Below are 22,294 nucleotides of genomic sequence, written 5' to 3' on the forward strand. Positions count from 1 at the left end.
CGCCATCATCCCTGCTTGCTCAAGTGCGTGCAACGACATGTGCCCGCTGCCTTGACGGAAGTCATATCTGCTCATACAAAGCCCGACGGCATTTCGGCGATTGAAGTTAAGCTGCATTTGCAATGTCCGAGCTCTCCAACACACCCGAATCCGTCGAACGCCTTGACGCCACCGCCCCGCGCAGCCAGCGTGCGCGGCGGGCGGCCATGCTGCTGGCCGGCGCGCTGATCCTGGTGCTGTGCGTATCCCTGGTCGCGCTCGACGCCCGCCACTCGCACGAGTCGCGCGAGCTGCGCCTGACCCAGGCCGAAACGGTACTGACCAACTTCACGCGCTCGCTGGCGCAACACGCCGAAGACAAGATCAAGGAAGCCGACACCTACCTGGATCAAATGGTCGAACGGCTGCAGGTCGAAGGCATGGATGAAGCGCACGCGGCACGCCTGCATCCGCTGCTGATGAGCGCCGTACGCGAAATGCCGCAGCTGCACGGCCTGTTCGTCTATGACGAAGCCGGGCGCTGGGTGGTGAACTCCCAGCCGGTGCTGCTGACCCAGTTCAACAACTCCGACCGCAACTACTTCATCCACCACCGCGACAACCCGGATGACCACGTGTATGTCGGCCCGCCGATCCGCAGCCGCTCGACCGGCGACTGGATCATCACGGTGTCGCGCCGCGTCGACAAGCTCGATGGCAACTTCGGCGGCGTCGTGCTGGCGACCATGGCAATGAGCCATTTCAACGAGTATTACAGCGGCTACAACATCGGCAACGCCGGCACCATCACCCTGCTGCAGTCCAACGGCACGCTGCTGGCCCGCCACCCGTTTGCGGAAGACGTCATGGGCACGCTGCTCGGCGACGACCCACTCTATCGTGACGAGATACTCCTGCGCGGCCGCGGCGTACTGCGCGCGCCGCTGGCCGACGGGCAGCAACACCTGGTGGCGTTCCGACACCTCGAGCGCTATCCGCTCGCCGTGGTCGTCACCCAGTCGCGCGACGAGGTGCTGGCCGACTGGAGCAAGGATGCACGGGCCCGATCACTCGGCGTGGCGCTGCTGTCCATCGTGCTGGCCGTATTGGGCCTGTTCGCCCTGCGCATGGTGGCGCAACGTCTGCGTGCCGAAGATGCCTTGCGCGGCGCGCGCGATGCCCTGCATACGGCCAACCTCTCGCTGCAGCGGCTGGCTGCCGAAGACGGCCTCACCGGGCTGGGCACCCGGCGTGCTTTCGACGACCGGCTGGCCGCGGAACTGAGCCGGACGCGGCGCGAGCATGTGGCCCTGTCGCTGCTGCTGATCGATGTCGATCACTTCAAACCCTACAACGATCTCTACGGCCATCTGGCCGGCGACGATTGCCTGCGCGCCGTCAGCGCCGTGATCAGCCATATCGCCACCCACCGGGGCGGGGACTTCGCCGCGCGATACGGCGGTGAGGAATTCGCGGTACTGCTGCCGAACACGCCCGCCGCTGGCGCGCTACTGGTTGCCGAACGCCTGCGTGCTGCCATTGCCGGGCTGGAGCAGCCGCACGCGGGCAGCCCGGACGGGCGACTGACGGTCAGCATCGGTCTTGCCGAACTGCCGCCCGGCGACAACATCACCACGGCCGAAACCCTCATCCGGTGCGCAGATCAGGCGCTGTACTCGGCCAAGGAAAGTGGCCGCAATCGCGTCGTCACCTACCCCTCCGAGCCGGACCTCTGAAGCAGGCACCGGGGGCGGGTTTCGGCGTATCCTCGCCTCCATCCACATCGTCACACCCGCCGCCAGTCGCGCCCCGCAGCACATGAGCCCCACGCCCCGTCGCATCGCCCACCTCGACATGGACGCCTTCTATGCGTCGGTCGAGCTGCTGCGCTATCCCGAACTGCGCGGGCACCCGGTGGTGGTCGGCGGACGCCGCGCCGACGCACCGGAAACGCTTGCCGACGGGACGCGGCGCTTCACGCGCCTGGCCGATTACGTCGGGCGCGGCGTGGTAACCACCTCGACCTACGAAGCGCGCGCGCTGGGCGTGTTCTCGGCCATGGGCATGATGAAGGCCGCCCGGCTCGCCCCGGACGCCGTGCTGCTGCCGGCCGACTTCGACGCCTATCGCCACTGCTCGCGCCTGTTCAAGGAGGCGGTGGCCGCCATTGCGCCGTGCATCGAGAACCGCGGCATCGACGAGATCTACATCGATCTGAGCGACCTGGACGAAGCCACACTGCCGCTCGCACAACGCATCAAACAGGCGGTGCGCGACGCCACCGGGCTGTCGTGTTCGATTGCCGTGGCGCCCAACAAGCTGCTCGCCAAGATCGGATCCGAGCTCGACAAGCCCGACGGGCTGACCTTGCTGAGCATGGCAGATCTGGAAACACGCATCTGGCCGCTGGCTGCACGCAAGATCAACGGCATCGGCCCCAAGAGTGCCGAGAAACTGTCCGCACTGGGGCTGGAGACGGTCGGCGACATCGCCCGCGCCGACCCGGCGCTGTTGCGCCAGCACTTCGGCCGCAGCTACGCCGAGTGGCTGATCGAGGCCACCCACGGGCGCGACGAGCGCCCGGTGGTTACGTCCTCCGAGCCGAAGTCGATCAGCCGCGAGACCACCTTCGAGCGCGACCTGCACCCGCGGCACGACCGCGAAACCCTGTCGGGCATCTTCACCGCGCTGTGCGAGCGCGTTGCGGGCGATCTGTCGCGCAAGAATGTCACCGGGCGCACCATCGGCATCAAGCTGCGCTACGCCGACTTCACCACCGTCACGCGCGACCACACCTTGCCGGCGGCGGTGGCTGACGCGGCCGCAATCCGTCGTGCGGCCGGCGAGTGCCTCAAACGCGTGCCGCTGGACAAGCGCCTGCGCCTGCTCGGTGTGCGCGTGAGCTCGCTGCAAACGCCCGACGACACACCGCCACAGACTGCGCAGGCCGAACTCCCGCTGGGAGTGCCGGCTTGATGCGTGCGCTGCCCCTGCTGTTCGCCTGCCTGATGGCGCTGCCGGCCGTGGCGCAAACGATCCACCTCACCGACGACACCGGCCGCGAACTGCGGCTGGACGGGCCGGCCCGGCGCATCGTCAGCATCGCGCCGCACATCACCGAGCTGCTGTTCGCCGCAGGGGCGGGAGACCGCATCGTCGGCGCAGACGAATTCAGCGACTTCCCGCTCGAAGCGCGCCAACTGCCGCGCATCGGCCGCCATTCCAGCCTCGATCTGGAAGCCATCCTCGCGCTCAAGCCGGACCTGGTCATCGGCTGGGCCAGCGGCAACCGCATGCCGCAACTGCAGAACCTCGAACGTCTCGGCATCCCGCTGTACCTGAACGAGATCCGTCGTATCGACGACATTGCCGAGAGCATCGAGACCTTCGGCCACATTACGGCCAGCCCGTCAGCCACCCGCCGCGCCGCTCAACTGCGCGAACGCATTGCGGCGCTGAAAGCGCGGGAGCACAGCGGCCCCCGACTGCGCGTGTTCTATCAAATCTGGCACCAACCGCTGATGACGGTCAACGGCGAGCACCTGATCTCGCAGGCGGTGTCGCTGTGCGGCGGGCAGAACGTGTTTGAGGGACTGACTACGCTGGCGCCTGCGGTAGGCGTCGAGAGCGTATTGCTGGCCGACCCGGAAGTAATCATCGCCAGTGGTTCCAACGCAGACAGCCCAAGCTGGCTGCAGGACTGGCGGCGCTGGCCGCAACTGGCGGCGGTGCGCCAGGAGCAGCTCGTCGCCATTGCGCCCGACATCGTGCAGCGGCCAACGCCGCGCTTTCTCGATGGGGTGGAAGCGATCTGCGCCGCGCTCGACCGGGCGCGACAGCAGCAATCAGGCGACTGAGCGCGCCCGACGCACGCGCGAACGGCGGTAGATCTGGCGCCACTCGCCACGGGTAACGGACCACCAGGCACGATCGAGCTCCCACGCAAGTCGCGGCAGCATCGGCCCGAGATGGCGCTCGGCCACCGAATCCTCGACCAGCGTTTCGAGCGCAGGCATTTCACGCAGTGCAGCCAGACGTTCCACCAGGCTCGGGTGCAGACCATCTTCCGCGCCGCAATCCTCACCCAGACAGCCACCACGCTGATCCGACGGCAGAAAGCCCGCCACCATGCCCAGCCCCATGTCGCGATACGGCCGCACGGACGGGCGCGGCAACTCAGCGCATTGCGCCATGACCTTGACCCAGTAGTCACAACGCAGAAAGCGCTCGCGCGCGGCCACTTCGAGCAGGGTCTGTGCGAGCAAGGGCGCACCGACGGTGTCGGCCGCCACTCGATCCGCTTCGAACTCCTCGATACGCGACAGCGCCTGCGCCTGCAGCACGTCGTCGAGCGTCAGGCGGTCAATCAGCGCTCCGACACAGGGAATACGCTCGATGCAGTTGTCGACTGCGCGAAACCACCATGCGCGCAGATGGCATGCCCAGGCTGCAAGCGCACGACGCTGGCAGGCCAGGTGACCGAATTCATGCGCGAGGATTGCGCCAAGCTGACGCTCGGAAACGCTGTGCGCCAGTGGCAGGCCGATCAGAAGGTGCGTTTCCATGCGGCCATACAGACCGTGACGCGGACGCTGCAACACAGCCGCATTGATGTCGCCGGTGATCCAGATGATGTCGACGCGCACACCACCGAAGTCACTGCCCACCCGCTCGACCAGGGCATACAGAGAGGGTGCCAGCTCACGCGACAGCATCACGCCGACCGGCGGCGGATTGGAGGCAAACAGGCAGCCCCCCAGACGCAGCGCAACCCAGGCACCCAGCCCACTGAGCGCGATCCACGACAGCGCCGAAACCCACTGCCCAGAAAAGGCCTGACTCTGCCCCAGCCACAGCGCGAAGCATGCCGCACCTGCCGCAAGTGCAAAGACCATCAACGCAACGCCCAAGCCCAAAGCCGCCCGCAAGGTGAGACGCTGCGCGAGCCTCGCGCGCTGGTTCAACTGGGTGTATCCGTCCAAGGCAAGCCCCCCGGCGAGATGTCGGGCGGAATATAGGCCCATCCTTTCGGAGGGTGCGTATACATCCCGATTGGGCGGGATTATTTCACACTGGCAGATGGACGGCCGGACTCTGTTGCACAGCGTACTCAGCCGTCTCCACACGCGACACCTCACGGCACGAAGCTGGAGTCCGACGCCTGAGCCAATGCACCGGGCCGGGAACGAAAAAACCCTCGCCCCCTAAACCATGCCCATGGAATCTCCCAGAGCTGCCGTAAAGCTCGAAACAGAATAAGAAATTCAATCAGCATGAAAAACATCACGCCAGGAAAATAATTTCTTTGTCATTTATTTGAATTGCATTTATCACTCCTATGCCATCCGGCAAACAAAGGAGCGATCACATGAAAAAGCTGTTCGGAATTCTGGCCTTCGCACTGCTGCTGTCGCCGCTATGGGCGCTCGCAGCCGTGGATATCAACACCGCCGACGCCGTCGCACTGGAACAGGTCAAGGGCATCGGCCCGGCCAAGGCCGCTGCCATCGTCAAATACCGCAGCGAAAAGGGGCCGTTCAAATCGGTCGACGATCTTGTGAACGTCCCCGGCATCGGGGAGAAGTCGGTCGAACAACTGCGCGATCAGCTCAGCGTCGGACAGACCGTCAAGAAATAACGCAGTCGAGCGGCGGGTCAGTCCTGGTCCGCCGCTCGATGCACGCCGGCACAGCCGGCGTGCGGCACATCCGTTCTGGCCGTCGCAGGTTCCGGCTGGAACCAGGCGAGCTTCGGGTACAAACCCACGACCCCGCCCACCACCGTCAGCGCCGGCGGACGAATACCGGCTTCGAGCACCCGCTGCGGCAGATCGGCCAGAGTTGCCACACATACGCGTTGCGCGTCCGTGGTGCCCCGCTCGATGACGCCGGCCGGCGTACTTGCTGGCAGACCATGCTCGATCAGCTTGTTGCAGATATCGGCGAGACGCGAAATCGCCATGTAGACCACCAGCGTCTGACCGGGTCGCGCCAGCATCGGCCAGTCCAGATCGAGCGCGCCATCCTTCAGGAAACCCGTGGCGAAAACCACCGACTGCGCATGCTCGCGATGCGTCAGCGGAATGCCGGCATAGGCCGCCACGCCGGCCGCGGCCGTCACGCCGGGTATGACTTCGACGGTGATGCCGGCTTCGACCAGCACCTCCATCTCCTCGCCGCCACGCCCGAAGATGAACGGGTCGCCCCCCTTGAGCCGCACCACGCGCCGCCCCTCGCGGGCATAGCGCACCAGCAACGCATTGATGTCGTCCTGCGGCAATACATGGTCAGCCGCCTTCTTGCCGACATACACCCGCTCGGCCGACTCTGGCGCCAGCTCGAGAATGCGCGGGCTGACGAGGTTGTCGTACACCACCACGTCCGCCCCCGCGACCAGCGTGGCGCCACGCAGCGTCAACAGTTCAGGATCGCCCGGCCCGGCACCGACCAGATAGACGCAGCCCGGCTGCGGGCCGGGACGAGCGTTGCGGATGACGGGAAACGACATGAATGACTCCGGAATGAACAGGCGCGGGAGCATCCCGCAAACGGCAGATCAATTCAAGCTTGATGCCGTCCGCGAACGCACGAAGTGGCACGCCACACTGACAGCATAGGACGGGAGCGACTCGGCATGCACGGACAAGTCCCAAGGGGCGCACTCACGCAAGGCGACTGCGCCGGGCCATGACCGAAGCGGAGCAGGCTTTGTGGCGCCGGCTCCGCGGCGGGCAGCTCGGCGTGAGGTTTCGTCGGCAACATCCGTTCGGGAAATACGTGCTCGATTTTGTCTGTCTGGAGCGGCGGCTGGTCGTTGAGGTGGATGGGTCTCAGCATTTCGACGCGGCGGCTCGGGATGCTGCGCGTACGCGAGCCGTGGAGCAGGCGGGGTTTCGCGTGTTGCGATTCTGGAACAACGAGGTGCTGACGGAAATGGAGGCGGTGTTGGAGAAGATATGGAGGGCGCTGGAGGCGAGCTCTTCTCGGCGCGGCTATGACCCATCCCCCTCCCAGCCTCCCCCTTGAAGGGGGAGGAGCAGCCTCGCTGCATCCTCGAAGGCGGTGACCTTATTCGTCTGCCCAAATTGTTCAAGCGAGCTGTTTCTCTCCCTCCCCTTCAAGGGGGCGGAACAGGGGTTTCAGCGAGCATGCTCGCTGCCTGCGGAGCGGCGAGGCGAAGCCGAGACTCCTGGCGGGGTGGGGATGGGTCTGCCGCGTCGCAAAGACAAACACGGATCAACTCGCCCTCACGACGCCCAGCATCCCCTCCACATCGCAATACTCCTCCACCGCATCCGCGAGCCGCTCAATATCCGCCTCCCGACGCGCAGCCAGATCCACCCTCACCGCATCGCGCACCCCGGCCCACGTCAGCAGCGCGGCCAGCGCCTCCGGCGTATCGAACAGCCCATGCACATAGCTGCCCAGAATCTGCCCGTCGGCCGAGCAGGCGCCTTCAAATCGCCCTTCGGCCATGCGCAACAGTGGTCGCTCCAGCGCCGCGCCGCGACTCACGCCCATGTGGATTTCGTAGCCGCGCACCGGCGCCTCGGCGCCCAGCCAGGTGGCTTTGACATTCGTAAGCTGCTTCTCGGCTTCCAGCACCGTATCGAGTTCAAGCAGACCCAGACCATCGCTGACGCCCGGCGCGCCCTCCAGCCCGAGCGGGTCGGCCACGCTGCGACCCAGCATCTGGAAGCCACCGCACAAGCCAACCACACGCCCGCCGTAGCGCAGATGTCTGCGAATCGCCGCGTCCCAGCCCTGCTCAAGCAGCCAGGCCAGATCGGCGCGCACGTTCTTCGAGCCGGGCAGCACGATCACGTCGGCCGCGGGGATGTCCTGCCCCGGCCCGACCCAATGAAAATCCACCTGCGGGTGCAGGCGCAGCGCATCGAGATCGGTGTGGTTGGAGATGCGCGGGAACACCGGCACCACCACCTTCAGCAAGGTCTCGCCCTTGTCCGCCACGCTGCCGGAGAGCGCATCCTCGGCGTCCAGAAACAGCCCGTGCAGGTAGGGCAGCACGCCGAACACCGGCTTGCCGGTGCGCGCCTCCAGCCAGTCCAGCCCGGACTGCAGCAGTCCGATGTCGCCGCGAAAGCGGTTGATAACGAAGCCTTTCACGCGCGCCTGCTCGCTCTCCGAGAGCAGTTCCAGCGTGCCGACCAGATGCGCGAACACGCCGCCACGGTCGATGTCGGCCACCAGCACCACCGGCACATCGGCCGCCTCGGCAAAGCCCATGTTGGCGATGTCGCGCTCGCGCAGGTTGATCTCGGCCGGGCTGCCGGCACCCTCGATCAGCACATAGTCGAACTCGTCGCTCAGGCGCTGCCAGGACTCCATCACCGCCGCCATCGCGATGCGCTTGTAGTCGTGGTAGGCCCGGGCATCGAGCTGCGCCACGGCGCGGCCGTGCACGATCACCTGCGCGCCGGTGTCGCTCGACGGCTTGAGCAGGATCGGGTTGAAGTCGATGCGCGCCTCGACGCGCGCGGCCAGCGCCTGCAGCGCCTGCGCGCGGCCGATCTCGCCGCCATCCACCGTCACCGCCGAATTGAGCGCCATGTTCTGCGGCTTGAATGGCGCCACGTGTACGCCCCGCCGCGCCAGCACACGCGCCAACCCAGCCACCAGCGTGCTCTTGCCAGCGTCCGACGTCGTTCCCTGCACCATCAAGGCCTGCATGTACTTCACTCCTCGTTCCTTACGCGGCACTGCGTGCTATGTTCGCCGCCTGCCATGCCCGAACTCGCCCTCAAACTCGCTCTCGGCCTGCTGCTCGACCGTATTGCCGGCGAGCCGCCCAACCGCTTACATCCGCTCGTGGCCTTCGGCCGCTGGGCCGGCGGCATCGAATCCTTCGCACGCCGCCTGCTCGGCGACGGCATTTTCGCCGGCCTCGTGGCCTGGTGTCTCACCGTGCTGCCCTGGGTCTCACTCGCGCTGGTGCTGCGCGCCACCACCGAGTGGGCGCACTGGCCGATCGACATCGCCCTGCTGTGGTTCGCCCTTGGCGCCCGCAGCCTGAGTGAGCACGCCGAAGCCGTGGCTGCACCGCTCGCAGCGGGCGAACTGGATGCCGCGCGCGAGCAGGTCGCGCGCATCGTCAGCCGCGACACAGCCGCGCTGGACACCGCAGGCGTGGCCCGCGCCGCCACCGAATCGGTGCTCGAAAACGGCCACGATGCCGTCTTCTCGACGCTGTTCTGGTTCTGCATCGCCGGCAGCGCCGGCGCCCTGCTCGCGCGGCTGGCCAACACGCTGGACGCCATGTGGGGCTATCGCACACCGCGCTATCTGCGCTTCGGCCGCTTTGCCGCGCGCGTCGACGACGTGCTCGGCTGGATTCCTGCCCGGCTCACGGCGCTGACCTACGCCCTGCTCGGCCGCACGCGCGACGCACTCATCTGCTGGCGCACGCAGGCTCCGCTGTGGAGCAGCCCGAACGCCGGCCCGGTGATGGCCGCGGGCGCGGGCTCGCTGGGGGTGCAACTTGGCGGCCCGGCACCTTACCACGGGCAGATCGAGGCGCGCCCCGCGCTCGGCTGCAGGCGGGCTCCCGATGCCGACAGCATCCGCCGTGCGGTGAAGCTGCTGCGCAAGGGCGTGTGGCTGTGGCTGCTGGTCGTGCTGGCCATCAACCTGCTTGTGCTGGCCGCAATATGAAGTCGCATCCCGAACACGGTGGCCGTCTGCGCGAAGCCGCGCAGCGTTACGGCATCGCCTTGAGCGACTGGCTGGACCTGTCCACCGGCATCAATCCGCATGCCTACCCGGTGCCGCCGATCCCGCCCGAAGTGTGGCAGCGCCTGCCGGAAGACGACGACGGACTCGAAGCCGCCGCCGCCCGTTATTACGGCAGCGCAGCGCTACTGCCGGTGGCCGGCACGCAGGCCGCCATCCAGGCGCTACCCACCGTGCTGCCCGGCGCGCGCGTGAGCCTGCTCAACCCCGCCTACGGCGAACACGCCTGGGCCTGGCGCGCGCGCAATCCGCAGCCGTGCGCGCCGCATGAGTTGGAGGCGGCCGTTGCCGACAGCGACATCGTCGTGCTGTCCAACCCCAACAACCCTTGCGGCACACGCTTTGCCCACGCCCGGCTGATCGACTGGCATCAGCAGCTCGCCGCACGCGGCGGCTGGCTGATCGTGGACGAAGCCTTCATCGACGACACGCCGGAGGATTCGCTCGTACCGCAGACGGGCGCGCCGGGGCTGATCGTACTGCGCTCGCCCGGCAAGTTCTTCGGTTTGGCCGGGGCACGCGGCGGCTTCGTTTTTGCACCGGCCGAACTGCGCGCGGCGCTGGCCCAACACCTCGGCCCGTGGGCCGTCAGCGGCCCGGCCCGCCACGCACTGCGCGCGGCGCTCGCCGATCACGCCTGGCAAGGCGCGACACGGGCGCGCCTCTTGCAGGATGCAGCCAAGCTTGCCGCCGTGCTGCGCGCCCGCGGCCTCGCCCCGCACGGCACCGCCCTTTTCCAGCGCGTACTCACGCCGCACGCCGACCTTCTGACGGAGCGCTTGGCCGCACAGGGCGTACTCGTACGACGCTTCGCCGAACCAGCGGCATTGCGCTTCGGCCTGCCCGCCACCGAAGCAGAACTGGCGCGACTGGCTACCGCACTCGACCACGCCCTGACCGGAATTTCACGATGATCCGCCGACTGTTCACCACGCTGGCAATCGCCCTGCTGCCCGCCTTGGCGCAGGCGGACGCCATCACCGTCACCGACGATCTGGGCCGCGAAGTGCGGCTGGCCGAACCGGCGCGGCGCATCGTCAGCCTCGCGCCGCACGTCACCGAACTGCTCTACGCCGCTGGCGCGGGCGAACAGGTGGTCGGCGCGGTGTCGTACAGCGACTACCCCGAAGCCGCCAAAGCCCTGCCGCGCGTCGGCGGTTATCACAAGGTCGATGTCGAGGCGGTGTTGGCGCTGCGCCCGGATCTGGTCATCGGCTGGGGCGAGGGCAACCGCCCGTCCGAGCGCGAACGCCTGCAGGCGCTGGGCATTGCGGTGTTCGTGAACGACCCGCATTCGCTCGACGACATCGCCCGCAGCCTGCAGCGCATCGGCCAGCTCGCGGGCACCTCCGCCACGGCAGAAGCCGCCGCCGCAGCCTTCCGCGCCCGCCGTGCGGCACTCGAAGCGAAGTACGCCAGACAGGCTCCCGTGCGGGTGTTCTATCAGGTCTGGCATGCGCCGCTGATGACCGTGAACGGCGATCACCTGATCTCGGCGGTGCTGCGCCTGTGCGGCGGCGAAAACGTCTTCGCCGCACTGCCCGTACTCACCCCGCGCATCGGTATGGAAAGCGTACTGGCCGCCAACCCCCAGGCCATCGTCGCCAGCGGCATGGACGCCTCGCGGCCGGAATGGCTGGATGACTGGCGGCGTTGGGGCGACCTCAGCGCCGTGCGCAATGGCCATCTGTTCCACATCCCGCCGGATCTGATCCAGCGCCACAGCCCGCGGATTCTGGATGGTGCTGAAAAACTGTGTGGGCAGTTGGAGGAAGTGCGGAAAAGTTTCTGACGACCTGCATTCTCCACTGTGGTGGAAATACCCGATGAGGTTAGTCTTGGTGCATGAAAATCTTTCTTTTCGCACTCGCCCTAAGTCTCTCCACCCCTACGTTCGCCCAATCGGCAACGCATCAGGCTGGCAAAGCCGTTGGCGAATTCAGCGCAGGCGTCGCACAGGGCCTCAGCTCACTGCAACCACAATGGATCACCATCCAGCCTCGCCCCAAGCAGGAATGCATCGCTGAATCCGGCGGCGTCCTGAACACGATCTACGCCCGGTGCCGCAACGGCCGCCAGGAACTTGTACGTTTCGACGCCAATGGCAACAAGATCGTACTGAGCGAACGCAACATCCCGATGCGCTAAAGGCCATGCCCCGCCTCAGAACTCCACCCCCGGCATCGCCTGCACACCGGCCTTGTAGGCATGCTTCACCATACCCATGTCGGTCACCGTATCGGCAGCCTCAATGAGTTCGTCCGGCGCGCCGCGGCCGGTGACGATGACATGCTGCATGTGCGGGCGGGATTGCAGATCTGTCAGCACCGTGGTGACGTCCAGATAGCCGTACTTCAGCGCGATGTTGAGTTCGTCGAGCACGACCAGCCCGATGTCGGGGTTGTCGAGCAGCGCGCGGGCCTGGGCCCAGCCTTCCTGCGCCTTGGCGATGTCGCGCGCGCGATCCTGCGTGTCCCAGGTGAAGCCTTCACCCATCACATGCCATTCGACGCCGGGCTGCTGGCGGAAGAAGGCTTCTTCGCCGGTGTCGGAACGCCCCTTCACGAACTGCACCACGCCAGCGCGCATGCCATGACCCAGCGCGCGCGCCAGCACGCCAAAGGCCGCGCTGGATTTGCCCTTGCCGTTGCCGGTGTTCACCAGCAGCAGGCCGCGCTCCTCAGTGGCCTTGGCGATGCTGGCGTCGATGACTTGCTTCTTGCGCTTCATGCGCTCGTTGTGACGTTGGTTGCGTTCGGTTTCGTCGCTCATGAATGCTCCGGTAAAACAGAAAAAAACGGGGGTCAGCGCGGCACGAAGATGCGCCGGCCGGCGTGTTCGAGGCAGTCCATCGGCTGCGAGAAGGCTTGCTCCAGCACGTCCGGGCGCAGCACTTCGTCGCGCGCGCCGGCCAGCACCTGGCCACGGCCATCGAACAGCACGACATGGTCGGCCAGCCTTGCGGCGAGGTTGATGTCGTGCAGCACGGTGACCACCGCGCAGCCCTGCGAAGCGCGCTCGCGCAGCAGCTCCAGCGTGCTGATCTGGTGGTGCAGGTCGAGGTGGTTGGTGGGTTCGTCGAGCAGCATCAGGCGCGGGGCCTGCGCGAGCAGCGCGGCAATCGCAACGCGCTGGCGCTCGCCGCCGGACAGGGTCTGCACGTCACGCGCGGCAAAATCCAGCATGCCGGTCTCGCGCAGGGCGGCCTCGGCCACAGCAACGTCCTGCTCGCCCTCCCAACCCCAGCGTCCCAGATGCGGGTGACGGCCGACCAGCACGGTCTCCAGCACGCTGGACGGAAAGAGGTCTGGCTGCTGTTGCGGCAGATAACCGCGCAGAAGCGCCAGCTCGCGCGGCGGCCAGTCGGCCACGGCCCGACCGGCAATCGACAGTTGGCCGGCGGCAGGGGGCATCAGGCCAGCGAGCGTGCGCAGCAGCGTGGTCTTGCCCGCACCGTTGGGACCGAGCAAGACCAGCACCTCGCCGGCGCGCAGTTGCTGGCTGAAGGCGCAGCACAGCCAGCGCTCGCCCATGCGCAGCGCGAGTTGATCGATGTCGAGCAGGATGTCGCCGACCGCCATCAGCGCATCCGCCTGGAGAGCAGGAACAGGAACAGCGGCACACCGATCAGCGCAGTGAGCACGCCGACTGGCAGCTGGATGGGTGAGAGCACCGTGCGTGCGGCGGTGTCGGCAATGGTCAGCAGCGTGCCGCCCGCCAGCGCGGCGGCCGGCAACAGCACGCGCTGGTCGTTGCCGATGACCAGCCGCACCAGGTGCGGCACGATCAGCCCGACGAAGCCCACCGAGCCGATCATGGTGACCGACACGGCCGTGAGCATGGACGCCAGCGCGTACAGCAGATAGCGCAGCATGCGCACATCCACGCCCAGCGCACGGGCGCCGTCCTCACCGCGAGAGAGTACGTTGAGATCGCGCGCGAACGGCGCCAGCACCACCAGCGCCACGCCCAGCACCACCAGCGCCGGCCAAGGTTGCGTGGCACCGCTGGCGTCGCCCATCAACCAGAACAGCATGGAATACACGCGGGTGTCGGTGGCGAGTGACAGCATCAGCGACACCAGCGCGCCGCAACCGGCGGCCACCACCACGCCGGTGAGCAGCAAGCGCGTCTGCGTCCACGAGCCATCGCCGTGCGCCAGCCCGAACACCAGCAACATGGCACCCAGGGCTCCGGCGAAGGCCGCGCCGTCGACCATCCATGGCGCCAGGCCGATCATCATCGCGAACAATGCGCCGACCGCCGCGCCGCCGGAAATGCCGAGAATGTAGGGGTCCGCCAGCGGGTTGCGCAGCAGCACCTGCATCAGCGCACCGGCCAGCGCCAGAAGGCCGCCGCAGGCAAACACGGCAATGGCGCGCGGCAGGCGCAAGTGACGCACGACATCGGATTCGATACCCGTGCCCGAGCCGAACAGCGCAGCCATGGCGGCCAACGGGGTAACGGCGAACTCACCGGCGGTAAGCGCCCACAGCACCGCGCCCACGCCGGACAGCGCGAGCGCGGCAAGAATGATCCGCAGACGGATGCGCCCGGACATCAGACGCACGCCGCCTGCTCAGGCTCAGAACGAGACGCGCGCACCGATTCGCCACGTACGCGTGAAGTCGACCGGATAAACCGCGTCGTCGCGCACCCACAAGCCGTTTTCGCGCTCGAACAGATTGCTGACCGAGGCGAACAGCTCGACGTCGCGCGCGACGCGATGGCGGTAGGAGACATCGGTGGAGTGGTAGGCCTTCGTCTTCTGCGCATTGTTGTTGTCGAAGTCATTCGAGGCGTAGGCCTTGCTGCGCCAGCTGTGCGAGAGGTTGAGGTTGCCATTCTCGCCGACTTTGGCGTTGAGCGAGACCACCGCCGAATGCCGCGACACGCCCGGCAGGTTCTTGCCGTTGAAGGCGCCACCGCCGTCGTTCTCACGATCAATGATCGCGCGCGTCCAGGCGTAGTTCACGCCGGCCGTGAAGCGCTCGTTGATGCGCCAGGTGTCCTGCACCTCGATGCCGTACTTGTGCGAACGGTCGATGTTGGTGTTCGTGAAGGTGTTGGCGTTGTAGTAGATCTCGTCATGCAGCTTCGCGTGAAAAGCCGTGACCTTCAGGCGGTTGGCGGGCGTCACGTGGTTGAAGCCGACGTTGAGCGTGCGCACGCGCGCCGGGTCGATGAAGGCGTTGAAGCCACCGCCCCAGACGAAAAAGCGGTCCACGTCGGGCGCCTGGAAGGCCGAGTTGTAGTTGGCGAACACCGACCACGCGTCGTCGACGCGGTAGTTCACGCCGATATCCCAGGCCGACAGCTTGTGGTCATCCTTGTCTGCCGCGCCGACATCCGGGCGGTAGGCGTACTTCACGCGCTCACTGCGCCAGCCGGCCGAAACCAGGAAGCGGTCGAACTCGTACTGCCCCTGCACGAACCAGCCCAGGTTGTCCTTGTCGGTCTTGTTGTCGCTGCCGGTGCGGCGACCGTCGAAGGCCTGCAAGCCAGTCGTCAGCGCCAGACCGCCACGGCGGAATTTCAGCGCCACATCGGTGGAGTCATAGTCGTAATCGGACGCGAAACCGGAGGCGAACACCGACTCCTTATCCTCGCGCGAGTGGCGCAGGCTCAGCGTCAGCTCACGGCTAAGGTCGAACTCAGCGCCGGCCTGCCAGTAGTCGGAGTTGAAATCCTGCTGGGTGTAGGGGTCAGGGACAAGGGTGAAGGGGTTAGGCGTATCGTTGTACTGCGCAGGGTCTTCGTCAAACTGCGCCTGAGTCAGGTCACCTGGGTAGCGCGTGTCGATGCGCGTCTTGCCCGCATCAAAGCTCAAGCGCAAGCGGTCCACCGGCTTGCCGCTGAGGCTGAGCTGCCACGAATCGGACTCCGATTCATCGCGGTGGCCGGTCACATCCTTCTTGCTGAAGCCGTCGTGATCGGTCTTTTCGGCGCTGGCCGAGATCGCGAAACGTCCAAGGTCGATGCCTGCGGAAGCGCTTAACCCGCTCGCACCATGGCTGCCGACATAGCCTTCTAGCGTCACACCGGTGCGCGCACGTGTGTAGATCTGGATGGTGCCGGCCATGGCGCCATCGCCGTACATCACCGAGCCGCTGCCCTTGGTGATCTCGATGCGCTCGATGTCGCCCAGCGATACCGAGCCGAGCAGCTGCGGCACCATGTCGATGTTGTTCAGGCGGCGGCCATTCACGCTCACGACGATGTTCTGGTAGCCATCTCCGATGCCGTAGCCACGCATGTCGATGGCCGGCGTGAAACGGTTGCCGAAGTTAGGCATGACGTTCACCGAGGAATAGCGCGACAGGTATTCGGCCAGCGTGGCGGCGCCGGAACGTTCAATGTCGCGGCGGGTGTGCACCTCGGAGGCGTAGGGTGCGTCGACGTCGGCCATCTCGACGCCCGTTGCGGTCACCAGCACCGGGTCGAGTTTGGTGGAACGCTCTTCGGCGGAAACGGAAAACGGAAATACGGAGGCCACCGCGAGCGCGGCGAGCTTGATCTTGAACTGCATGGACAACTCCCTGACGGCCAGCCGTGCGTCCCCGCGCGGCAGAACCAGAACAAAACCGAAGATCCAGGGAGTGAGCAAACCGGGTCAAACAGGTCGCGCCGCCACCCCGCGGAACTTCGCCGATGTGTGGCAGGCCGGTATCCGGGCTCATGGGCTGGACGACACTGCATCGTCCGACGCATCGCCTTCCCGGACCGTAGTCCAGTGGCATTTTGACGCGCCTTGCTTCCACTTACCGTTGCGGGGGCAGCACAGGCATCGCGCGGAGGCATCCGTCGCTCACCTGTTTCCCGTTTACCCTTCGAGCATGAACTGCTGTCAGGCACCTGAAACACGTTCGCCCCTCGTGGGGCGAGCGCGCATGATAGCCTGAAACGCCGCGACCACTTGAGCCTGCATGAGTTCCCATCTGATTCTCGGCGGCGCCCGTTCGGGCAAGAGCCGCCACGCCGAACAGCTCGCCCGCGCCCATGGCGGGCCCGTCAGCGTCATCGTTACGGGCGAAGCGCTGGACGATGAGATGGCCGAGCGGATCCGCCGCCATCAGACCGATCGGCCCGCCGACTGGCGCACCGTCGAGGCGCCGCTGGCACTGGCCAATGCCCTGCAGAACGAAGCCGCCGAGGGGCGCGTGGTGATCGTCGACTGCCTGACGCTGTGGCTCGCCAACCTGCTCGGCGATGGCACCAGCGCGAACGAGCCCGCACTGGCGCGCGAGCGCGACGCGCTGCTGGCATTGCTGCCCACGCTGCCAGGAACGGTGCTGCTGGTGGCCAACGAGACCGGCCTCGGCCTAGTGCCGGAAACCCCTCTGGGCCGACGCTTTCGCGATGAAGCCGGCTGGCTCAATCAGGCCGTGGCAGCAGGCTGCGACAAGGTCAGCTTCATTGCGGCAGGACTGCCGCTGAGCCTCAAGGGCTGACTTTCAGCGCATCCAGGGCGGACCGCAACGGATCGTCCTGCGCCAGTCCGCCACCCCAGCCATCGCGGTGCACCAGCGAGCGCAGGTCCAGCCGCTGGCGCCAGCCGGCCCGCGCCAGCTCGGGTTCGGTCAGAAATTCATCCACATAGCCCAGACACAGATAGGCCAGCGGATAGACGCCGTCGGGCAGGCCCAGCAGTCCGGCCAGCTCGTCCGGGTCGATGATGCTGACCCAGCCCACCCCGACGCCCTCGGCGCGCGCCGCCAGCCACAGGTTCTGCACCGCCAGACAGGTGCTGAACAGATCGGTGTCGAGCATGCTGCTGCGACCCAGCACATGGGTGCCGCCACGCTTGCGGTCGCAGGTGATGCACAGGTTGAGCGGCGTTTCCAGAATGCCTTCGAGCTTGAGGCGGCGGTACAGCAAGCCGCGCTCGCCTTCATGCAGCGTAGCGGCGCGGGCGTTCTCGCGGTCAAAGCCGTCCTTCACGCGCTGACGCACGGCGCGGTCGGTGACCACCACGAAATCCCAGGGCTGCATGAAACCCACCGACGGCGCGTGATGCGCGGCCGCCAGCAGGCGGGCCAGCACCTCGTCCGGCAAGGGGTCGGGGCGGAACTGCGCGCGCACGTCGCGACGCTCGAAGATGGCGCGATATACGCCCTGCCGCTCGGCGTCGTTGAAACGATGGCTGTTGCCGTGATCGTCGTTCATGTGTGTGCCTGCGTCGCAGCCCGTTCGAAGAGCACGTCTTTTACTCCCCCTGCAGGCATGCGGACAAGGCCCGCCGCATCGTGAGCCGGCAGCGGCCGGTGCTACCATCCGCCGCTTCACCCCCCAACGCCGACCACCATGCCCTTCGAGATCCTGCCACTCGACCGCCGTCTCGCCCCCGCCCTGCAGGCGCGTATCGACGCCAAGACCAAACCGCTCGGCGCGCTCGGCCGCATCGAGGGACTGGCGCTGCAACTCGGGCTGATCCAGAACACCACCGAACCGAGCCTGTGCAATGCGCAGATGCTGGTGTTCGCTGGCGACCATGGCGCAGTCAAGGCCGGCATCTCGGCCTACCCGCAGGACGTGACCTGGCAGATGGTCGAGAACTTCCTCGCCGGCGGTGCGGCCATCAACGTGTTCTCGCGGCTGGCCGGGCTGCAGCTGTCGGTGGTGGACGCCGGCGTGGCGCACAATTTTGGCCCGCGCGAAGGGCTGATCGACGCCAAGCTCGCGCACGGCACGGCCAACTACCTTGAAACCCGCGCCATCGAACCGGAGGTCCTCGAAGCCGCACTGGAGCGTGGTCGCCAGCTCGCCCACCAGGCCGCGGCGGCCGGCAGCAATGCGCTCGGCCTGGGCGAGATGGGCATCGGCAACACGGCTTCGGCCTCGCTGCTGACGCACTGCCTCACCGGCCTGCCGCTGGAGCGCATCACCGGCCGCGGCGCCGGGCTGGATGATGCCGGCGTGATACGCAAACGTGCTTTGCTCGAACAGGCCTTGAGGCGCGGCGGCCGCCCGACCAACCCGTATGACGCATTGATGCAATACGGCGGCTTCGAGATCGCGATGATGGCCGGCGCCATGCTCGGCGCCGCCGAAAAGCGCATGGTCATCGTCGTCGACGGCTTCATCGTCACCGCCGCGCTGCTCGCGGCGCAGGGCATCGTGCCCGAGGTGCTCGACTACTGCGTGTTCGCCCACTGCTCGGATGAGGCCGGCCACGCGCAGCAACTCGCCCACCTTGGCGTAGAGCCGCTGCTCGACCTCGGCATGCGGCTGGGCGAAGGTTCGGGCGCGGCGCTGGCCTTCCCGCTGCTGCAGGCCGCGGCGGCCTTTCTGAACGACATGGCAAGCTTCGAATCGGCCGGCGTTTCGGGCCGCGAACCCGCATGAAGCTACCGCCCCGCCTGCGCGCAGAGCTGGAGCTGTTCTTCACCGCGCTCGGCTTCTTCACGCGCATTCCGGTGCCGGCCTGGGTGCCCTGGTCGCCCGAACGCCTCAACCACGCGGCGCGCTACTTCCCGCTGGTCGGCTGGGTGGTCGGCATCGCCGGCGCGGCATCGGCAGCACTGGCCATGACCGTACTGCCGGCCACGGTGGCCGTGGTGCTGTCGATGGCGGTGACCATCCGCCTGACCGGCGCCTTCCACGAAGACGGCTGGGCCGACGCCTGCGACGGCCTCGGTGGCGGCTGGGAGCGCCTGCAGGTGCTGACCATCATGAAGGACTCGCGCATCGGCACCTATGGCGCGGTCGGGCTGGTGCTGATGCTGCTCGCAAAGGCCGCGGCGCTGGTCGGGCTGGCCGGGCACGGCGCGTGGGCGCTGGCCGCCGCGCTGATTGCCGCACATGCGTTCTCGCGGCTAGCCTCGACCAGCCTGATCCACACGCTGGAGTACGTGCGCGAGGACGAACTCTCCAAAGCCAAGCCACTGGCACGCCAGCTCTCGCGCCGCGAACTGACGATTGCCGCCGGGACTGGCAGCCTGCCGCTGCTGCTGCTTGGCGTGCCGACGGCCCTGCTCACCGCCATCGTTGTTGCGCTGGTCACGCTGTACTGCGCGCGCCTGTTCCAGCGCCGGCTCGGCGGCTACACCGGCGACTGCCTGGGCGCTGCACAGCAACTCACCGAACTGGCCTGCTACCTGACGATTCTGGCGACATGGAACTCCATCTGATCCGACACCCGCGCCCGGACATCACGCCCGGCACTTGTTACGGCTCCAGCGATATCGGGCTGGCCGAGCCGGTCGAGGTGGCCGCGCAACGGCTCGCGCCACTGCTGCCGGAAGCGTTCGAACTGCACGCCAGCCCGCTCGCCCGCGCGCGCCTGCTGGCCGAGGCCATCGGCACGCCGCGCATCGACGCGCGGCTGGCCGAGATGCACTTCGGCGAGTGGGAACTGCAGCGCTACGACACGCTCGGCAGCGCCATCGACGCCTGGGCCGACGACCCCTTCGGCTTTCGCGCGCCGGGCGGCGAATCCTCGGCCGAGATGGCCGCGCGCACACTCGCCTGGCTGGCCGATGTGCAGGCCGCAGAACCGGTCGCCCCCGTGGTGGTGGTGGCCCACGGCGGGCCGCTGCGCGCCATCGCCGGGCACCTGCTGGGCCTGCCACGCGAGCGCTGGCTGACACTGGATTTTGCGTTTGCCCACAGCACCCGTATCGACATTGAAGACTGGGGCACCACCTTGAAGTGGTTCAACCGCTGAAACCTTCTGGCGCACGGTGCTAGACTGGCCCGGACGCTCCGGAAGAGGCACCGCCGCATGCAGTTCCGCATCGATCCGCCCGACACCAGCCTGCACGACACCCTCAGCGCCCGTCTCGACGGGCTACCCCGCGGACGCGTCACATCGCTGGCGCTGCAACTCGGACTGGTGCAGCAGACACTGCAACCCACCGTCCGGCGACCGACGATCGCGCTCTTCGCCGGAGATCATGGCGCCATCGCCGCCGGCGCCTCCTCACTGCCGCAAAAGCTTACCTGGCAAGGCGTCGAGCGCATGCTCTCGGGCGCCGCCCTGCTCAACGCCGCATGCCGCGAAATGGCGCTGGCACTGACAGTTGTCGACGCCGGGGTCAGCCACGACTTCTCCTCCCGCCCCGGATTGCTGGCCGCCAAGATCGAACACGGCACGGCCAACTACGCGCTGGAACCGGCGATGTGGCGCTCACAACTCGAACGCGCACTGGAACACGGCCGCAGGATTGCCCATGACTTCGCCGCACAGGACGGCAATGTGCTCGGCCTGGGCGCAATCGGCGTCGGCGCAGAAGCCTCCGCGGCATTGGTGGCGCACTGCATGAGCGACATCGGGATCGACGTGCTCGCGGCCTGTGCACCGGACGCAGGCGAAGACGCCCAGTCACGGCGCCGGGCACTGCTGGCGCGCACGCTGTCGCGCACTGGACGCATCGACGACCCTTTCGACGCACTGAAGGAGTTCGGCGGCTTCGAGCTGGTGATGATGGTCGGCGCGCTGCTGGGCGCGGCCGAGAAACGCGTCACGGTCATCCTCGACGGCTTTGTTGCCAGCACCGCTCTGGCAGCCGCCCGACGCATCGCGCCCGCGGTCACGCATTACTGCGTACTGGCCACGCGTGCCACCAGCGAGGGCGAACTGCGGCTCACCGAGGCCCTCCAGGCCGCCCCGCTGCTCGACCGCGATCTGGCCCCGGGCGACGGCGTGGGTGCAGCCCTGTGCGTGCCCCTGCTGCGCACGGCCGCGGCCTGTCTGCGCGAACGTGCCGGCGTGGCCCCGGCCGGCCAGGGCAGCGGCGGACGTTGATGTCAGGCAAAACCATGCCGTCCCGTATAATTTTTGGCTTTGACTGAACATCACACTGAGGTGGCCGTGCCCGAATTGCTCCCCCTGCTCCTGAGTTTGCTGATTGGCGTCGCCGCGGGCTTTGCCCTGGCCCGCCTGCTCAAGCGCGATCCGAACCAGATCATGCCGCAGACCCTGCCGATCAGCCCGAGCAGCGATGAGGACCTGAACCTCCGGCTGGCCGAGCGCTCGCGAGAAGTCGATGCGCTGCGTGCGCGGCTGGCCTCGATGGAACGACTGGAAAAGGACATCTCGCTGAGCGACCCGCTCACCGGCATCCCCAACCGCGTATTGCTGACCGAACGCATCGACCACGCCATCACGCGAGGCCAGCGTCACAACTCGCGCCTGGGCGTGGTGGTGCTCGACCTGAAGGCCTTCGGCGCGCTCAACAAACGGCTTGGCGAACAGGCTGGTGACCGGCTGCTGATCGCAGTAGCGCGCAAACTGCGCGAGGCAATGCGCGCCGAAGACACGGTGTCGCATCTGCAAGGCGACCGCTTTGCCATTGCGCTGGAAGGCGTCTTCGAGCGCGAAGACGTGGAACGCGCGAAGGAATCGGTCGTGCGGGTATTTGCCGAGCCCTTCGAACTCGACGACCAGAGCATCACGCTCGAAGCCTGCATCAGCAGCGCGCTGTACCCGGCCGACGGAACCGATGCCGAATCGCTGCTGCGCGCCGCCGAACATGGTCTGTCACAAGCACGCAAAGGTCGCAAGACCGCCAGCAAGGCAAAGAGCGCCTGAGATGCTGCGGCGCACCCGCCGCGCCATGCGCTTA

Annotated in this window: 22 protein-coding genes, 1 pseudogene and 1 riboswitch; of the genes and pseudogenes, 15 read left to right on the forward strand and 8 right to left on the reverse strand. The window is 67.1% G+C overall.

All coding sequences use genetic code 11. The features are described from left to right. Positions 1-122: 122 nt before the first annotated feature. The 3 genes from AC6H0R_RS05020 to AC6H0R_RS05030 all read left to right on the forward strand — a co-directional run bounded on the left by AC6H0R_RS05020 (position 123) and on the right by AC6H0R_RS05030 (position 3,836). Positions 123-1,715 carry a sensor domain-containing diguanylate cyclase gene (locus AC6H0R_RS05020; protein WP_497580236.1) on the forward strand — a complete coding sequence of 531 codons (1,593 nt, stop codon included), beginning with the start codon at positions 123-125 and terminating at the stop codon, positions 1,713-1,715. 82 nt (positions 1,716-1,797) lie between these two features. Further along, positions 1,798-2,955 carry a DNA polymerase IV gene (gene dinB, locus AC6H0R_RS05025; protein ID WP_497580237.1) on the forward strand — a complete coding sequence of 386 codons (1,158 nt, stop codon included), beginning with the start codon at positions 1,798-1,800 and terminating at the stop codon, positions 2,953-2,955. Continuing rightward, the gene (locus tag AC6H0R_RS05030; RefSeq protein WP_497580238.1) at positions 2,955-3,836 is read left to right on the forward strand and encodes a cobalamin-binding protein; all 882 of its coding nucleotides are present in this window, start codon (positions 2,955-2,957) and stop codon (positions 3,834-3,836) included. The genes dinB and AC6H0R_RS05030 overlap by 1 nt, the downstream gene beginning before the upstream one ends. Here AC6H0R_RS05030 and AC6H0R_RS05035 read toward each other — a convergent pair. Beyond that, positions 3,825-4,961 carry a M48 family metallopeptidase gene (locus tag AC6H0R_RS05035; protein ID WP_497580239.1) on the reverse strand — a complete coding sequence of 379 codons (1,137 nt, stop codon included), beginning with the start codon at positions 4,959-4,961 and terminating at the stop codon, positions 3,825-3,827. The genes AC6H0R_RS05030 and AC6H0R_RS05035 overlap by 12 nt on opposite strands. Before the next feature lie 386 nt (positions 4,962-5,347). Between AC6H0R_RS05035 and AC6H0R_RS05040 the strand changes: the two genes are divergently transcribed. Further along, positions 5,348-5,617, forward strand: a complete 270-nt coding sequence (locus tag AC6H0R_RS05040) for a ComEA family DNA-binding protein (RefSeq protein ID WP_497580240.1) — start codon at positions 5,348-5,350, stop codon at positions 5,615-5,617. Positions 5,618-5,634: 17 nt separating this feature from the next. Here AC6H0R_RS05040 and cobA read toward each other — a convergent pair whose 3' ends face one another. Beyond that, positions 5,635-6,486 (reverse strand): uroporphyrinogen-III C-methyltransferase, encoded by an 852-nt coding sequence (cobA, locus tag AC6H0R_RS05045; RefSeq protein ID WP_497580241.1) that lies wholly within the window; start codon positions 6,484-6,486, stop codon positions 5,635-5,637. A 161-nt stretch (positions 6,487-6,647) separates the two neighbouring features. Between cobA and AC6H0R_RS05050 the strand changes: the two are divergent. Next, positions 6,648-7,004, forward strand: a pseudogene (locus AC6H0R_RS05050) (endonuclease domain-containing protein); the annotation flags it as partial. A 210-nt stretch (positions 7,005-7,214) separates the two neighbouring features. Here AC6H0R_RS05050 and AC6H0R_RS05055 read toward each other — a convergent pair. Continuing rightward, entirely contained in the window at positions 7,215-8,669 is a 1,455-nt protein-coding gene (locus AC6H0R_RS05055) for a cobyric acid synthase (protein WP_497580242.1), read from the reverse strand. Positions 8,670-8,723: 54 nt separating this feature from the next. Here AC6H0R_RS05055 and cbiB point away from each other — a divergent pair, with 54 nt between their 5' ends. The 4 genes from cbiB to AC6H0R_RS05075 are packed head-to-tail and all read left to right on the forward strand — an operon-like array spanning position 8,724 to position 11,876. Next, complete coding sequence (cbiB, locus tag AC6H0R_RS05060; protein ID WP_497580243.1) at positions 8,724-9,650, forward strand: adenosylcobinamide-phosphate synthase CbiB; 927 nt, start codon at positions 8,724-8,726, stop codon at positions 9,648-9,650. Then, entirely contained in the window at positions 9,647-10,642 is a 996-nt protein-coding gene (gene cobD / locus AC6H0R_RS05065; RefSeq protein ID WP_497580244.1) for a threonine-phosphate decarboxylase CobD, read from the forward strand. The genes cbiB and cobD overlap by 4 nt, the downstream gene beginning before the upstream one ends. Further along, complete coding sequence (locus AC6H0R_RS05070; RefSeq protein ID WP_497580245.1) at positions 10,639-11,520, forward strand: cobalamin-binding protein; 882 nt, start codon at positions 10,639-10,641, stop codon at positions 11,518-11,520. The genes cobD and AC6H0R_RS05070 overlap by 4 nt, the downstream gene beginning before the upstream one ends. Positions 11,521-11,573: 53 nt before the next feature. Then, positions 11,574-11,876 (forward strand): hypothetical protein, encoded by a 303-nt coding sequence (locus tag AC6H0R_RS05075; protein ID WP_497580246.1) that lies wholly within the window; start codon positions 11,574-11,576, stop codon positions 11,874-11,876. 15 nt (positions 11,877-11,891) lie between these two features. Here the strand turns inward: AC6H0R_RS05075 and cobO are convergent, their stop codons facing one another. Genes cobO through AC6H0R_RS05095 form a run of 4 tightly spaced genes read right to left on the reverse strand, consistent with a single transcriptional unit; the run spans position 11,892 to position 16,257 of the window. Further along, on the reverse strand, positions 11,892-12,500 hold the full coding sequence (cobO, locus tag AC6H0R_RS05080; RefSeq protein ID WP_497580247.1) for a cob(I)yrinic acid a,c-diamide adenosyltransferase: 609 nt from the start codon (positions 12,498-12,500) through the stop codon (positions 11,892-11,894). A gap of 32 nt (positions 12,501-12,532) precedes the next feature. After that, complete coding sequence (locus AC6H0R_RS05085; RefSeq protein WP_497580248.1) at positions 12,533-13,309, reverse strand: ABC transporter ATP-binding protein; 777 nt, start codon at positions 13,307-13,309, stop codon at positions 12,533-12,535. After that, positions 13,309-14,289 (reverse strand): FecCD family ABC transporter permease, encoded by a 981-nt coding sequence (locus AC6H0R_RS05090; protein WP_497580249.1) that lies wholly within the window; start codon positions 14,287-14,289, stop codon positions 13,309-13,311. Before AC6H0R_RS05090 ends, AC6H0R_RS05085 begins: the two co-directional genes overlap by 1 nt. A gap of 24 nt (positions 14,290-14,313) precedes the next feature. After that, positions 14,314-16,257, reverse strand: coding sequence for a TonB-dependent receptor (locus tag AC6H0R_RS05095; protein ID WP_497580250.1), 1,944 nt, complete (start codon positions 16,255-16,257; stop codon positions 14,314-14,316). Positions 16,258-16,372: 115 nt separating this feature from the next. After that, positions 16,373-16,602, reverse strand: a riboswitch (cobalamin riboswitch). A gap of 52 nt (positions 16,603-16,654) precedes the next feature. On the opposite strand from AC6H0R_RS05095, the gene cobU reads away from it, so the two are divergent. Beyond that, the gene (gene cobU, locus AC6H0R_RS05100; RefSeq protein WP_497580251.1) at positions 16,655-17,179 is read left to right on the forward strand and encodes a bifunctional adenosylcobinamide kinase/adenosylcobinamide-phosphate guanylyltransferase; all 525 of its coding nucleotides are present in this window, start codon (positions 16,655-16,657) and stop codon (positions 17,177-17,179) included. On the opposite strand, the gene bluB is transcribed toward cobU, so the two are convergent. After that, positions 17,169-17,894, reverse strand: a complete 726-nt coding sequence (gene bluB, locus AC6H0R_RS05105) for a 5,6-dimethylbenzimidazole synthase (RefSeq protein ID WP_497580252.1) — start codon at positions 17,892-17,894, stop codon at positions 17,169-17,171. The two genes, cobU and bluB, sit on opposite strands and share 11 nt — an antisense overlap. A gap of 138 nt (positions 17,895-18,032) precedes the next feature. Between bluB and cobT the strand changes: the two genes are divergently transcribed. The 5 genes from cobT to AC6H0R_RS05130 all read left to right on the forward strand — a co-directional run bounded on the left by cobT (position 18,033) and on the right by AC6H0R_RS05130 (position 22,260). Then, a complete protein-coding gene (gene cobT / locus AC6H0R_RS05110; protein WP_497580253.1) occupies positions 18,033-19,073 on the forward strand; it encodes a nicotinate-nucleotide--dimethylbenzimidazole phosphoribosyltransferase in 1,041 nt (346 codons plus the stop codon). A gap of 14 nt (positions 19,074-19,087) precedes the next feature. Next, complete coding sequence (locus AC6H0R_RS05115; RefSeq protein ID WP_497580284.1) at positions 19,088-19,858, forward strand: adenosylcobinamide-GDP ribazoletransferase; 771 nt, start codon at positions 19,088-19,090, stop codon at positions 19,856-19,858. Continuing rightward, positions 19,843-20,394 carry an alpha-ribazole phosphatase family protein gene (gene cobC / locus AC6H0R_RS05120; protein ID WP_497580254.1) on the forward strand — a complete coding sequence of 184 codons (552 nt, stop codon included), beginning with the start codon at positions 19,843-19,845 and terminating at the stop codon, positions 20,392-20,394. The genes AC6H0R_RS05115 and cobC overlap by 16 nt, the downstream gene beginning before the upstream one ends. A 57-nt stretch (positions 20,395-20,451) precedes the next feature. Then, the gene (locus AC6H0R_RS05125; RefSeq protein WP_497580255.1) at positions 20,452-21,474 is read left to right on the forward strand and encodes a nicotinate-nucleotide--dimethylbenzimidazole phosphoribosyltransferase; all 1,023 of its coding nucleotides are present in this window, start codon (positions 20,452-20,454) and stop codon (positions 21,472-21,474) included. 66 nt (positions 21,475-21,540) lie between these two features. After that, on the forward strand, positions 21,541-22,260 hold the full coding sequence (locus AC6H0R_RS05130; RefSeq protein WP_497580256.1) for a diguanylate cyclase domain-containing protein: 720 nt from the start codon (positions 21,541-21,543) through the stop codon (positions 22,258-22,260). The last annotated feature ends 34 nt before the right edge of the window (positions 22,261-22,294 follow it).

The sequence above is a fragment of the Pseudazoarcus sp. NS36 genome (assembly GCF_059703705.1).